Annotated in this window: 14 protein-coding genes; 13 read left to right on the top strand and 1 reads right to left on the bottom strand. The window is 40.2% G+C overall.

From position 1 onward, the window contains the following. Nucleotides 1–425 precede the first annotated feature (425 nt). The 5 genes from chvE (at nucleotide 426) to AB5754_RS03365 (ending at nucleotide 5229) form a co-directional block, all read left to right on the top strand. A complete protein-coding gene (gene chvE / locus AB5754_RS03385) occupies nucleotides 426–1514 on the top strand; it encodes a multiple monosaccharide ABC transporter substrate-binding protein (protein WP_368251085.1) in 1089 nt (362 codons plus the stop codon). A 63-nt stretch (nucleotides 1515–1577) separates the two neighbouring features. Then, nucleotides 1578–3110, top strand: coding sequence for a multiple monosaccharide ABC transporter ATP-binding protein (gene mmsA / locus AB5754_RS03380; RefSeq protein ID WP_368259464.1), 1533 nt, complete (start codon nucleotides 1578–1580; stop codon nucleotides 3108–3110). Then, complete coding sequence (gene mmsB / locus AB5754_RS03375; protein WP_368251089.1) at nucleotides 3111–4316, top strand: multiple monosaccharide ABC transporter permease; 1206 nt, start codon at nucleotides 3111–3113, stop codon at nucleotides 4314–4316. Between the two features lie 43 nt (nucleotides 4317–4359). After that, nucleotides 4360–4680 (top strand): PTS sugar transporter subunit IIB, encoded by a 321-nt coding sequence (locus AB5754_RS03370; protein ID WP_368251090.1) that lies wholly within the window; start codon nucleotides 4360–4362, stop codon nucleotides 4678–4680. Between the two features lie 93 nt (nucleotides 4681–4773). Then, complete coding sequence (locus AB5754_RS03365) at nucleotides 4774–5229, top strand: hypothetical protein (protein WP_368251091.1); 456 nt, start codon at nucleotides 4774–4776, stop codon at nucleotides 5227–5229. Between the two features lie 51 nt (nucleotides 5230–5280). Here AB5754_RS03365 and AB5754_RS03360 read toward each other — a convergent pair whose 3' ends face one another. Further along, nucleotides 5281–6282: an acyltransferase family protein gene (locus tag AB5754_RS03360; RefSeq protein ID WP_368251092.1), complete on the bottom strand. Its 1002-nt coding sequence runs from the start codon at nucleotides 6280–6282 to the stop codon at nucleotides 5281–5283. An 87-nt stretch (nucleotides 6283–6369) separates the two neighbouring features. On the opposite strand from AB5754_RS03360, the gene AB5754_RS03355 reads away from it, so the two are divergent. The 8 genes from AB5754_RS03355 to priA all read left to right on the top strand — a co-directional run bounded on the left by AB5754_RS03355 (nucleotide 6370) and on the right by priA (nucleotide 14089). Continuing rightward, a complete protein-coding gene (locus tag AB5754_RS03355) occupies nucleotides 6370–7242 on the top strand; it encodes an alpha/beta hydrolase fold domain-containing protein (RefSeq protein WP_368251093.1) in 873 nt (290 codons plus the stop codon). 16 nt (nucleotides 7243–7258) lie between these two features. After that, nucleotides 7259–8908: a patatin-like phospholipase family protein gene (locus AB5754_RS03350; protein ID WP_368251094.1), complete on the top strand. Its 1650-nt coding sequence runs from the start codon at nucleotides 7259–7261 to the stop codon at nucleotides 8906–8908. A gap of 13 nt (nucleotides 8909–8921) precedes the next feature. Further along, complete coding sequence (locus tag AB5754_RS03345) at nucleotides 8922–9140, top strand: YdbC family protein (RefSeq protein ID WP_368251096.1); 219 nt, start codon at nucleotides 8922–8924, stop codon at nucleotides 9138–9140. Nucleotides 9141–9166: 26 nt separating this feature from the next. Next, complete coding sequence (locus AB5754_RS03340) at nucleotides 9167–10042, top strand: YicC/YloC family endoribonuclease (protein ID WP_368251106.1); 876 nt, start codon at nucleotides 9167–9169, stop codon at nucleotides 10040–10042. Between the two features lie 103 nt (nucleotides 10043–10145). Beyond that, the gene (locus tag AB5754_RS03335; RefSeq protein ID WP_368251097.1) at nucleotides 10146–10427 is read left to right on the top strand and encodes a hypothetical protein; all 282 of its coding nucleotides are present in this window, start codon (nucleotides 10146–10148) and stop codon (nucleotides 10425–10427) included. Nucleotides 10428–10558: 131 nt separating this feature from the next. Further along, nucleotides 10559–11173 carry a guanylate kinase gene (gene gmk, locus AB5754_RS03330; protein ID WP_311834200.1) on the top strand — a complete coding sequence of 205 codons (615 nt, stop codon included), beginning with the start codon at nucleotides 10559–10561 and terminating at the stop codon, nucleotides 11171–11173. Between the two features lie 4 nt (nucleotides 11174–11177). After that, a complete protein-coding gene (gene rpoZ, locus AB5754_RS03325) occupies nucleotides 11178–11483 on the top strand; it encodes a DNA-directed RNA polymerase subunit omega (RefSeq protein ID WP_311834201.1) in 306 nt (101 codons plus the stop codon). A 191-nt stretch (nucleotides 11484–11674) separates the two neighbouring features. Continuing rightward, a complete protein-coding gene (gene priA / locus AB5754_RS03320) occupies nucleotides 11675–14089 on the top strand; it encodes a primosomal protein N' (protein ID WP_368251099.1) in 2415 nt (804 codons plus the stop codon). The last annotated feature ends 91 nt before the right edge of the window (nucleotides 14090–14180 follow it).

The following is a 14180-nucleotide window of genomic DNA, read 5'->3' as shown; positions in this document are numbered from 1 at the left end:
TGACGAAGGTTACACAAATTACTTTTGCGACATACTAGTAATTTGAATAGCAGAACTCCAAAATTATGTTTCTTTTTGAATTCGATTTTTTTAGAAAGAAGCGGAGGAATGTAGGCTCATTTTCTAGACATAATATTAAGCAAGGGAGTTGGAGCATTAGAACTGTCAAGTGACTTATTCAAAAAATAGTTATTAGTTACAGTATGGAGATGATGGTTATTTGAAAAACATTTATTAAATGGGTTCAAAAGCAAGTGCTACAGAGATAATTAGAACTATGTTTTCGTATAAAGAGTTAATTAAAACAAGCTTGCTTGCGGGGTATTATTTTTGATAATTAAATGATGCTTTGGTGTAGTAAAGGCTTAAATGAAGTATGTGTAGTTTTTATTAATAATATAGAATCTATTTAAGGAGAGAGAAGAATGAAAATACGCAAATTAGCAATGACATTAATGGCAGGATTAGGGATTTTTTCATTAGCAGCATGTGGATCAGGCGGATCTGATTCTGGAGCGGATGCAAATGGTAAAACAGTAGGTATTGCTATGCCTTCAAAAGCTCTTGAACGTTGGGAAAAAGATGGAGACTATATGGTTAGTCAATTAAAGGAAAAAGGTTACGAAACAGATATTCAATATGCTCAGGACAGTGTACCCACTCAAGTTTCCCAAATAGAAAATATGATTACTAAAGGCGTTGATGTAATTGTAATCGCTTCAATTGACGGGGAAGCGCTAACAGATGTTGTCTCTAAAGCTCAAAAAGAAGAAATTCCTGTTATTGCCTATGATCGTTTGATTATGAATGCAGAGGGTGTCGATTATTATGCAACTTTTGATAATTTTGAAGTAGGTGTTATTCAAGGGCAATATATTGTAGATAAACTAGATTTAGCAAACCAAGCAGGTCCTTTTAATATTGAATTGTTTGGTGGTGCACCTGATGATAACAATGCGCGCTTCTTTTATGATGGAGCAATGTCAATCTTGGAACCATTTATTGATGAAGGAAAATTAGTTGTAAAAAGCGGACAAACGGACTTTAACAAAATTGCAATTAAAAACTGGGATGGTGCAACGGCTCAGGCAAGAATGGATAACTTGTTAAGTGCATCTTATACTGATGAAAAAGTTGATGCTGTACTAGCTCCAAACGATGCGGTGGCGATGGGCGTAGTGTCTTCCTTAAAAGGGGTCGGTTATGGTTCGGGTGATCGACCAATGCCAGTTATTACAGGTCAAGATGCCGAAGCTGCTTCTGTTAAGTCAATTATTGCTGGTGATCAAACCATGACTGTTTTTAAAAACACGCAAGAATTAGCTGGTGTTGCTGCTACAATGGTAGATCAAATTCTCAATGACAAAAAAGTAGAAGTAAATGATACTGAAACATATGATAACAATGAAAAAGTCGTTCCAACATATTTACTTGAACCAGTATCAGTAGATAGCGACAACTACCAAGAAATATTAATTGACAGTGGTTATCTGAAAGAATCCGAAGTGAAATAGGTTGAATCGATATAGCTGAGCTAAAAATTAGCTCAGCTATATCTTAAAAGTGAGGAGATCCCAATGGCTGACTATATTTTAGAAATGGAAAATATCACTAAAGATTTCTCAGGGGTTAAAGCCCTCGATGATGTTAATTTAAAAGTTAAGCGAGGAGAAATTCATGCCTTGTGCGGAGAAAATGGTGCTGGGAAATCTACATTAATGAAAGTATTAAGTGGCGTTTATCCGGCAGGAAATTATTCTGGAAAAATTCTTTTTAATGGAGAAGAATGTCACTTTAAAGATATCAAGGACAGTGAAGCAAAAGGCATAGTAATTATTCATCAGGAACTAGCTTTGATTCCTTACTTATCAATTGCCGAAAACATATTTTTGGGTAATGAAATCTCAAAGTACGGTGTAGTTGATTTTGATATGACAATGAAAAAAGCGCAGGGATTAATGGAGGTAGTGGGGCTCTCTGAAAATCCATCCACTATTGTTTTGGATATTGGTGTTGGGAAACAACAATTAGTTGAAATTGCCAAAGCTATTTCAAAAGAAGTGAAAATTCTTATTTTGGATGAACCTACTGCGGCTTTAAATGAGGATGATAGTGAAAACTTGTTAGAGTTATTGTTAGAATTTAAACGTCAAGGGATGACTTGTATTATCATTTCCCATAAACTCAATGAAATTATGAAAGTAGCAGATCAAATAACTATTTTGAGAGATGGCAAAACAATCAGTACATTAGATAAAGAAGAGGATAAAGTTACTGAAAATGGAATTATCAAAGGGATGGTAGGTAGAGACTTAGACAATCGATATCCAGATTACACGCCGGATATTAAAGAAAAATATTTTGAAGTTTCGAATTGGAATGTTTACCATCCGGAAGATCCAGATCGCAAAGTAATCAATGATGCGAGTTTTTACATCCGAAAAGGTGAGATTGTTGGCATTGCCGGATTAATGGGCGCGGGTAGAACGGAATTAGCCATGAGTATTTTCGGAAAAAGTTATGGTAATAAAATTAGCGGCTCTATTAAGAAAGATGGTAAAGAAATCAAGGTTAATAACGTTGGGCAAGCCATTGATGCCGGATTAGCTTATGTGACGGAAGATCGCAAAGGAAATGGTCTTGTTTTGATTCAAGATATTAACCAAAATATCTCTATGGCCAGTTTAGAAAGAATATCCAAATCGACAGTTATTGATGAGAATAAAGAAATCGAAAATTCCGAATACTATAAAGAGAAAATGAGAATAAAAAGTAATAGTATTTTCCAGACGGTTGATAGTTTAAGTGGCGGAAATCAACAAAAAGTAGTTCTAGCTAAATGGATGCTTTCCCAACCAGATGTTCTTTTTTTGGATGAACCAACTAGAGGAATTGATGTCGGCGCTAAGTACGAAATCTATGCAATTATTCAAGAAATGGCTAAAGCTGGTAAAGCGATTTGCATTATTTCTTCTGAATTACCTGAGATTCTTGGAATGTGTGATCGGATTTACACCATGAATGAAGGTACAATCACTAGCGAAGTTTTAAAACAAGACGCAAATCAAGAAATACTAATGGAACACATGACAAGTAAGGTGGGAGCGTAAATGGAATTAAAACAAGAAAAAAAATTAAATAATACTCAAAAGTCAGATGGAATCCTAGGAATTCTTAAAGGGAGTTTCCAAAAATACAGTATGTATTTCTTCCTTGCGATTATCATGGTTGTCTTTCAAGTTATGACTGATGGTGTATTGCTAAAGCCACTAAATATTACTAATATTATTCTTCAAAATAGTTACATTCTTATTCTTGCAATTGGAATGGTCATTCTAATCATCTTAGGGGATATTGACTTGTCTGTTGGATCCATTGCGGCGTTTATTGGAGCACTTTCAGCAATTTTCACTATAAAAATGGGTATGTCAACACCAATCGCTATACTACTATGCTTACTGATTGGCATTGCAATCGGAGCTTTTCAAGGTTTCTGGGTCGCCTTTGTCAAGGTCCCTGCCTTTATTGCCACTCTTGCTGGAATGTTGATTTTTAGAGGTCTAACGATTGTTGTTTTAGATGGTAAATCATTGGCACCTTTTCCAACTGCTTTCCAACAAATCAGTTCTGGTTTTTTGCCCGACATTTCTAGCGGTGGCGGATTACATCTTGTTTCGTTGATTGTTGGTATCATTACTGCTTGTTTATTCATTTGGTTTTCTTTTAGAAATCGACAAAAGAAAGCATCTTACGGATTTCCAATGGAGTCAAACGCTTTATTTTTTACGAAAATGATTTTGGTTATTGCTATGCTTGGTTGGTTTACGTATATTATGGCATCTTATGAAGGTTTCCCGAATGTATTGATTATTTTGGCAGTTTTAATTATGGTCTATCGTTTTGTTACGAACAAAACAACGGTAGGGCGGTACGTTTACGCAACAGGTGGGAATGAAAAAGCGGCTGCGCTCTCTGGTATTAAAACAAAACAGATTAAATTTATCATGTTTATGAATATGGGTTTACTTTCCTCAATTGCCGGAATTATTTTCTCGGCTAGACTTAATGCTGCTACTGCAACAGCAGGTAACGGATTTGAACTAGATGCGATTGCTGCTTGTTATATTGGTGGTGCCTCTGCTTATGGTGGGGTTGGAACTGTTTTAGGAGCCATTATTGGGGGCTTAGTAATGGGAGTGCTAAATAATGGAATGTCTTTAATGGGAATTGGTGTTGACTGGCAACAAGCTATTAAAGGTATGGTATTATTACTAGCTGTGGCCTTCGATATTTACAACAAGAACAAAGGAAAATAAAATGTTGTAATTCCATATTTGAGTTCTTGAAAGGAGAATCGTAATGGATGGAAAAAGCCTCCTGCTAATTTGTGCATCAGGAATCACAACTGGTATGCTAGTAAGGAATATTCAAAAGAGCATTGACGAAAATAACTTAAATATTCATGTGTACTCTGCACCTGCAATAATTGCAAGTCAGATTATCAATGAGCAACAAATCGATGGTATCCTCATAGGTCCACAGTCAAGATATGAAATTCAGCGCTTGGAGGATTTGCTAAGCTTAAAAAAAATTCCCTTTAGATTAATCAGTCAAGAAAACTATGAAATATTAAATGGGGCTGCTGTTTTGGAAGAAGGATTAAGTCTTTTAAAAGAATAATGGCAGTATTATTGTAATTTCTTGTCGTTCCATTCAAAAAGTTTTATGGTGATAATAGAACATAGTAACTTTTTGAATGAAGAGGTGATAAAGATGGATTTATTTCAAAAATTAGGCGAAGGTGCTGGTTCTTTGGCAGGAGGTGTCATGGGTGGTGCCTTGAACTTTGCCGGGGAATTGACCCAAGCTAAGGTCTTGCAAGAAGCTGGTTCAGAAGTTTTTGCGGGAAATAAAAAAGCTGGAAAGTATGCTGGCCAAACCTTGGATGGGGTGATTGACGGCGGAATTGGCTTGATTAAAAGAGATCGCCAAAAAATGCAACAGGGGAAAGCTAAGCTGGCAGAAGTCCTTCAGATGAGCACTGAGGGGATTATCGATAGTGTTGATTTTGCCCAAGAACAGATCACCGAAGCTTACGAAGGGGGCAAAGAAATGGATGGCGCCCGCTTGGCAAAAGTGGCTCGGAATACAGGAAAAGCATTGTTGGTTTCTGGGGCAGTTTTCAGTGTCTTTCAAGTTGGCAAAGGGCTAAAAATTAAAGTCAAATAATCAAAAAAAAGACCTGTGAGAGTGGGGAAAATTGCTACTCTCACAGGTCTTTTAGTTGTTTTTTGGTGGCATGACAAAATTTGTGATACTGTCTAAAACTTGTGTTAGTCTCTTGGTGACAATATCGCGGCTTAGCAACCATAAAATTCCCAGACTTCCAATAAAGAGTAAGGCATAGTGAATCAATGGATTGGCAATTTTTTCTGTAAATTCGACTAAAGGCGCCACGAGATAGACATGGAGCAAGTAAACAGCTAAGGTTTTTTGCCCCCAAGAAGTATAGAAGTGATGCTTGCCAGTGGCTAAAGTTAAAAAGACAAAAATAAAGGCAAAACTTAAAGCATAAAAATACAAATCTGCCGGCAAAGTCTGCCACAATGGCAAGTCCATTAAAGCGTAAGCCCGATCGCCCCAGAGAATCTCTGCAGGTAAGTCAAGTTTAACCCACAATGCGGCAGTAACCAGTCCTAAAAGTACCACCCCAATGCTAATCAGTTTACGATAAGGCCAGTGGCGAATCTTTTCAATGTGGGCCGGAGTGCAAAAATAACCGGCTAAGAAGAAAGGTAAAAAGCCAAAGGTTCGGGCCATGGCCATATAAGTGCCGAACTCCGTTAAAAAACCGGAAAGGGCGCCTACTATGAGACTCACAATAAAGATGTGGCGGATTTTAACCAAATCAGGCAGCAGCAAGCGCCAGCCAAACATGCAGTAAAGATACCAAAGAGTCCAACCGGGATTTAAAATCAAGATTTGATCGATTTTGCCAATGGCGAGCATGATGATACTTAAAATCAAATTTAACAAGAGATAAGGCAAAAGAAACTGGCGTACCGCTTGTTCTCGACCTCTTTGAAGGTTTTTGGAAAAGTAGCCGGAGATAAAGATAAACACCGGCATATGAAAAAAATAAATGAAGACATACAAAAATTGTGCCGGCGGAAAGCTTAAGCGAAAATATTCTAAAGCGTGCCCGAAGACCACTAAGAAAATTAACAAGCCTCGCATATTATCGAAGGCTAAATCACGACTTTGTTTTGAAATAATAGACACTTCCAGTTCAAGTAAGGTATGCTTGGCATAATAGATAAAACCATCATACCATGTTTTATTAAGAATAAAATAGGGAGGACTGAGCAGATGCGTTTTTCGGCAAATTTTGTCAAACAAGTTTTTAAAGTAATCAATATGAAAAAAATCGTGGGTGCAAATATGGTCACTCCTCCTAAACGGCGAGAAATCACGCTACGCCAGTTAAAGCGCAGTGATTTACCTCAACGAAAAGAGATGATTGAAGACTCGCCACTAATCACTCTTTTTCCTGAACATCCCACTAACCGGCATGTTTTTTATCTCCACGGTGGAGGTTATGCTTTGGAAGCCTCTCCTTTTCATAAAGAGATTCAGGCGGGGATGGTGGCCACAGGATTAAAAGTCAGTTATTTTGATTATCCGCTGGCTCCGGAAAATACAGCAGAAATTACTTTAAGCCGAACCTTGGCGGCATTTTCTCGCTTGAGTTTTTTGTATCCAGATGACCGCTTTTACTTTTTTGGAGATTCTGCTGGTGGCGGCTTAGCCTTAAGCGTGGCACAACAGCTAAAAGCGATGGATCATCCTCATCGTCCATTAAAACTAGCCTTGGTTTCTCCTTGGTTGGATTTGACTTTGGAAGATCCCCGGGTGGCGTTATTACAAGCACAAGATGTATTATTGGAACGCAATCGCCTAAAAGAAGCGGCGAAAAATTATGCGGGGAATTTGTCTTTAACAGATCCTAGAGTGTCTCCTTTATTTGGTGATTTAAGTTATTTAGGGGAACTTTTTGTGATCAGTGGTACGGCGGATATTTTGCATCCAGATGTTTTGCGCTTGAAAGATTTGGTAGAGCAAACAAGCGGTACTCATCTGATTTTGGAATCAGTGACGGGTATGATGCATGATTTTGTGGTTTATCCTTTAAAAGAATCCGAACCTTATCGCAATCAGATTCATGAGTTTTATTGGCAATAAATAAAGGAGTTGCACGATGAATGTAAAACAAATTTATCCTAGCCATTTTATTCAAAACAATCTCGATTTTCGTCAAAGTAAGCTGGTCTTGCCCTTTTTTCATGCCCATTCCCGGGCTCAAGAGCAATACTTGGTGGGGGTGAAATCTGGTCGGGCTTATTGTATGAAGGCTTTGGAGCATACTTTGTACTTTGAAGTTGTAGAAGAGTTGCGAGAAAGCTTACAAGTAACCAATCTTTTAGTAGTCGGCGAGATTACTTGGACGACCTTAGTGGAATTGTTGGAAAACTATGCCCGAACCCGTTTTGTGAAAAAACTAAAGTTGGTTTTAGAAACTACAGCGGCTAACGAGGAGTGGCTGTTGAAAAAAGGTTTTGATAAGCAAGGTGAAGGCTATGAGAAAGTTTTGACTTATCACACTGCCTTAGTCTTAGGCGGCGGCGGGGCTCGCGGGGGTTATCAAATTGGGGTGTGGCAAGCACTAAAAGAATTGGAAATCGATTTGCCCATTGTCACCGGGACGTCTGTAGGAGCTTTAAATGGTGGCTTGGTTTTAGTAGGCGATGTGGAGCGGGGCAAACAGTTGTGGTTAGATTTGTCCACAGATCAGGTCCTACAATTTCCCCAAGCAGCGGAAAGTATCACCAGCTTGGCCACTCTTTTGCAACAAATGCGTTCATTGACGGTGACGGCTTTACGAGAAAATGGGGCGAGTACAGAGCCGTTAAATCAGCTGATTCAAAATGCTTTAGATGAGGAGCAGATGCGTCAAAGTTCCAGTGAGCTGTATGTCTGTACGACCCATCTACCGGATTTTGAGGAGCGAGTGGTTCACTTTGACAAAAGCCAGGCTAAAAAAAGCCAAGACTGGCTGATTGCCTCAGCTTCTTTTTATCCGGCCATGAAAGCGAAAGAAATTGCTGGAGAGTACTATATGGACGGGGGTTATCGCAACAATCTTCCCATTGATGTCGCTTTAAAAAAGGGCGCTTGTGAGTGTATCTTAGTGGACGTAAAAGGTCCCGGTTTTGTCAAACGGTGGAACGAATCGACAAAAGTGGCGGAAATTCCCTTGAATTCTCCTTGGACGTTAGGGAGCTTTTTGGTCTTTGACCGGGAACGGTCCCGGATTAATTACCAATTGGGCTACCAAGAGACGATGAAGTACTTTGGTCGCTATAGCGGGTTTTGGTATACTTTTGAAGAAAAAAAGGTAGGACAGCTTCTTTGGCAAAAGTTTTGCCGTAATTTACGTCACAGTCAAGATCCGCTGTGGAAATTAATCAACACCCCGGATTTTTGGCAGAAACTAGAAAAAGACTATCAACAACCGGTCTGCTTTGAAACAGCAGGGCAAGTCTTTTTAGAATTGGCGGGCGTGTTGTTAAATGTTGCTCCGGAGAACATCTATCAAGAAGAAAGTTTCGTGGAAGCGTTAAAGACAGCCTTTCACGCACAAGATACGCCAGTGACTGGGGCATTGTCCATGGCAGAATGGCTTCATTTGTATCGAGAACGTCTGGTGGCTTGGTCGGAGGCTCGCCAATTGCTTTATTGGTGGAATAGCTTCACTAGTCAAGTCAAACCCAGTCGACGTTTGTTAGAATTAACCCCGGTTACGGCGGTTATGGGGGCTTTTATCGCCTCATTATTTCAAGCAGAGTAAAGGAGAAAAACAGATGGCACAGGAATTTTCATATGAAATCTTAGAAGAAATTGCCGTTTTATCAGAAAATCCCAAAGGCTGGCGTAAGGAATTTAATTTAGTCAGTTGGAATGGACGGCCAGCGAAATTTGATATTAGAGACTGGGCACCAAATCATGAAAAGATGGGCAAAGGCGTTACCTTGAGCAATGAAGAATTTCAAGCATTGAAAGAAGCTATCAGCAAGATGTAAAGGAGACGAGGCAGTTGTTAAAAAGTATGACCGGTTTTGGCCGAGGACAATCAGAAAATCAGCATTACACCGTGGAAGTAGAACTGAAAAGTGTCAACCATCGTTTTTTAGATATTCAATTGCGCAGTCCCAAGCAAGTCAATTCCTATGAGCAAAAGCTGCGTCAAATCATCAAAGAATACTTACCCCGGGGGCGAGTCGATGCTTTTATCACATTGAAAGAAACCAGCGATGACAGCAAAAAAGTGACTGTTCACTGGGGGCTAGTTGATCAGCTCTTAGACTCATTACAAAAAGAAGGTCAGTCTCGCTATGGCGTGGTGGATTTAGAGCCACGAGCAATTTTAGAACAAATCGTTGCGCTACCGGATTTTGTGGAAATCACCGAAGCCAAAGAAGAAGATGAGAGTTTGGAAGAATTGCTTGTGACAGCCACCACGCAAGCCGCCGAACAAAACGCCAACAATCGCGCCAAAGAAGGTTTGGCCTTGGAAGCTGTCATGGTGGAAAACCGCCAACAAATCGAAGCTTCCTTGCAAAAGCTAAAAGATTTTGTTGCAGTTTATCAAGCAGAATTCAAAGAACGTTTTGAAAAGAAACTTCAAGATTATCTAAAAGAAACGGTAGAGCAAGAACGGCTGTTAACCGAGTTGGCAATTCAGTTGGAACGGGGCGACATTCAAGAAGAAATCGACCGCTTGACCATTCATTTGCAAAACTTCGATCGCTTGTTGATCAAAGAAGAACCAGTGGGCCGAGAGTTAGACTTTTTGATTCAAGAGTTTAATCGGGAAATCAATACCATTGGCTCTAAATCCAGTGCTATTGAAATCAAAGAGCTGGTAGTAAACATGAAGACTACCGTGGAAAAAATTCGTGAACAAGTGCAAAATGTGGAATAAGCGAAAAAGAGTTCAAAAAGTGGGAACGCTTCTTGATGGCTAATCTTCGTCAAAATAAAGACTACTGGTTATAATGAAGAAAAAAGCAAAGGTGGGAAATCAAATGAAATACTATGATGTGACCTTTCATGGCTTAACTGGTCGGACTGTGGTGAAGCGAACGGTGCCTTCTGCTAAGGATCCCTTTGAGTCTTGGCAAGATGCTTGTGTAAAAGTGACGGAAACCGAACTGTACGTATTGGTAAATGAGGGCTATGTTATCATCAATCGCAAATTTTTAGCTCGTATTGATGTGGAAGAGGTCAAAGATCCCATTGAAGAAGCCCAAAAGCGTAAAGACGAAGTGACCAATGTGATCAACACCCTTTCCAATATGGGCTTTTAAGGAGTAAAGGTAAAGATTCTCTCCAGATTGCAACAGACCCTTGAAACTTTCGGGAAAAAAGTGCAAAATAGAAAAATAAGTAAAGACTGAAACAAAGCCGAGTGCTTTGTTTTTTAGGAAAGGACCGAATTATGTCAGATCGTGGGTTGTTGATCGTGTTATCCGGACCCTCTGGTGTAGGAAAAGGCACCGTCCGGAAAGCCATTTTTGAAAGTGACGACAATGATTTTCAATATTCTGTCTCCATGACCACTCGCCCCATGCGGCCAGGAGAAGTGGAAGGCGTGGATTATTACTTCCGTACCCGGGAGGAGTTTGAAGCATTGATCGCATCCGGCGATATGTTGGAATATGCCGAATATGTGGGGAATTACTATGGCACCCCGCTACCTTATGTGGAAAAAACGTTACAAGAAGGCAAAGACGTCTTTTTGGAAATTGAAGTTCAAGGGGCGCGGCAAGTAAAAGAAAAAGTTCCTGATGGCGTCTTTATTTTCTTAACGCCACCGGATTTACATGAACTAAAAAACCGGATTGTCAATCGAGGCACCGATGCTATGGAGATTATCGAAGAGCGGATGAGAGTCGCCCGAGAAGAAATCGAAATGATGGCTCTGTATGACTATGCCGTAGTCAATGACGAAGTGCCACTAGCGGTCACCCGCATTAAAAACATCATTGCCAGCGAACATTTTCGCGTGGATCGGGTAATCGGAAAATATATTAAAATGTTAGAGGAGATGTAAGCTTATGATGTTAAAACCTTCAATCGATAAGTTGTTAGACCGGGTGAATTCTAAATATTCATTAGTTATCTTATCCAGTAAACGGGCTCACGAATTAGATGCAGGGGCAAAACCTACTTTAGAATCTTTTGAATCCGTAAAAGGTGTAGGTCAAGCTTTGGAAGAAATCGAAGCGGAAACCGTAATCAATGATCCACATCCTGAAATCAAACGGGCACGGATTAAATTACAAGAAGACGAACGGAAAAGCCAAGAAGAAATGAAAACGAAAGAATTGGAAACCCGTATTCGCAACGAACAAAAGATTTAGAACAGTTTCTAATCCACGATAATTATGAAAAGACCAGAAGAGCTTTCTATCTTGATAGAAACTTCTTCTGGTTTCTTATTGACCTAGTGCTTCTCGTAAAAAGCTTGTCTTAACGGGGATTTCCCGCTACAGACAAACAGGTAGTTTTTGGGTACAATAATAGAAGAAAAAATTTGCCAAGGAGGGATACTGTGGAGAAATATGCTGAAGTTATTGTCGATGTGCCAGCCATGCAAACGGATCAGCCTTTTACCTATGGCATCCCGGAAAAACTAGCAGAAATCATTAAGCCAGGAATGCGAGTCGAGGTTCCCTTTGGTAATGGCAACCGTCATATCCAAGGCTTTGTCACAGGTTTAACCAATCAAGCAATCGCTGAAACCAAAGATGTTTTGCGGGTGTTAGACTTAGAACCAGTTTTAAATCAAGAACTGTTAGCCATGGCAGACTATATGAAGGAAACCACTTTCGCTTTTAAAATCACTTGTCTGCAAACGATGCTGCCAAGTGTTATGAAGGCAGAGTATCAGAAGAAATTACTGTTAAAAGATTTTATGGCAGTAAAAGAAGCTGGCGTGGAAGCACTATTTGACCAAGCAGGGGAACTGGATTGGCTGAGTGCCCAAAATAGCGGGCAACTAGGCACCTTATTAAAATTGCGCCAAGCTGGGGCTATTAGTTTGCGTTATGAAGTACATACGAAAAATAAAGTCAAAACCATTCGTTTGGTGACGCCTACTTTGTCACCAGAAGAGTTTGTGACGGCAAAAAATCAGTTGAAGAAAACCGCTATCCGGAAATCTCAGCTATTAACCATGCTGGAAGCGGCAGCAGGTGAGTCTTTGCCAGTAAAACAGTACACCCAGCAAGGAATCTCCACAAATGTCTTAAATCAAGGAGCAGAAAGTGGCTGGTTGAGTTTTTCTGAGGTGGAGACTTATCGGGATCCTTTTGAAAATCGAGAATTTGAACAGACCACAGCTTTGGCATTAAATGAAGATCAGTTGGTTGCGGTAACGGCAATTAATGAAGCAGCTCAAAAACAAGAAGCCCGCACCTTTTTGCTGGAAGGAATTACTGGTAGTGGCAAGACTGAAGTTTATTTGCAAAGTATTGCCCAAGTGATTGCAGCTGGTAAAAGTGCAATTATGCTAGTACCGGAAATTGCGCTAACTCCTCAAATGGTAGAACGGTTTAAAAGTCGTTTAGGGGACGCCGTGGCAGTTTTACACAGCGCTTTGTCCCAAGGAGAACGCTATGATGAATGGCGAAAAATCGAACGGGGAGAAGCCAAAGTGGTAGTGGGAGCTCGTTCAGCAATTTTTGCTCCTTTAGAAAATATTGGTTTGATTATCGTGGATGAAGAGCATGAAGCCACCTATAAACAAGATGAAACTCCCCGTTACCATGCAAGAGATTTGGCCATTTGGCGAGGTGGGTATCATCAGTGTCCTGTCGTTCTCGGCAGTGCCACGCCTTCCTTGGAATCTCGAGCCCGAGCTCAGAAAAATGTTTACACGCTGTTGCGCTTACGCCAGCGGGCGAATCCTGAAGCTAGCTTGCCGAGTGTGGCGATTGTGGATATGAAAGAAGAATACAGCCACAAAAATCCAGGAAATTTCTCTCAAGTCTTAAAAGAAAAAATTGCGGACCGCTTAGCAAATGACGAACAAATCGTACTTTTGTTAAATCGTCGTGGTTATTCTTCTTTTGTTATGTGTCGAGATTGTGGTCATGTGGTAGATTGTCCGAACTGTGACATCTCGCTAACTTTGCACATGGATGTCAAGCGCCTGCGCTGTCATTACTGTGGTCACGAAGAAGCCATTCTCAATACTTGTCCGGAATGTGGCAGTCGCAAAATTCGTTATTATGGCACTGGGACCCAAAAAGTCCAAGAAGAACTACAAGGACTTTTTCCTGACGCCAAGATTTTGCGGATGGATGTGGATACCACACGAAAAAAAGGCGCCCATGAAAAAATTTTACGAGCTTTTGGGGAGAAAAAAGCCCAGATCTTGCTAGGAACACAAATGATTGCCAAGGGGCTGGATTTCCCTGATATTACTTTAGTCGGTGTCTTAAATGCAGACACGGCTTTGAACTTGCCAGACTTTCGCGCCAGTGAGCGGACTTTCCAGCTCTTAACTCAAGTCAGTGGTCGAGCAGGTCGGGCGGAAAAAGCCGGTGAAGTTTTGATTCAAACTTTTAATCCAGAGCATTATGCAATTCAACTAGCCCAGCAACAAGACTACGAGGCTTTTTACCAACAAGAGATGTTTATTCGCCATCAAAGTGGGTATCCCCCTTATTATTACACGGTGAAAATTACCGTGAGTCATGAAGAAGAGCAAAAAGCGGCGCAAAAACTCTTTTTATTAGCCAATGAATTGAGTAAACAGTTGACGCCTCAAGCGATTTTCCTTGGACCCACACCGGGAAATGTAGCTCGAGTGAAAAAGCGCTATTACTATCAGCTGATTATTAAATATAAAAAAGAGCCTTATTTGCAACAGGCTTTAGAGCAAATTTTGGTAAACAGTCAACAAGACCAGCGCCAAGGACTTTTAGTTTCCATTGACAATGAACCGATGAACTTTATTTAGTAAGGTTACAAGAAAAGGAGTACCGATGATTTTACCTTTAGTACTAAATCCTGATGAACGCCTGAAAAAGGCTTGCCAGCCAGTTTTGGAA

It is taken from the genome of Enterococcus sp. 2201sp1_2201st1_C11_2201SCRN_220225 (genome assembly GCF_040925905.1).
Taxonomy (GTDB): Bacteria; Bacillota; Bacilli; order Lactobacillales; family Enterococcaceae; genus Enterococcus_C; species Enterococcus_C asini_A.
The sequence above is the reverse complement of the archived record's forward strand: the minus strand, read 5'-3'. Positions and strand labels throughout refer to the sequence as shown.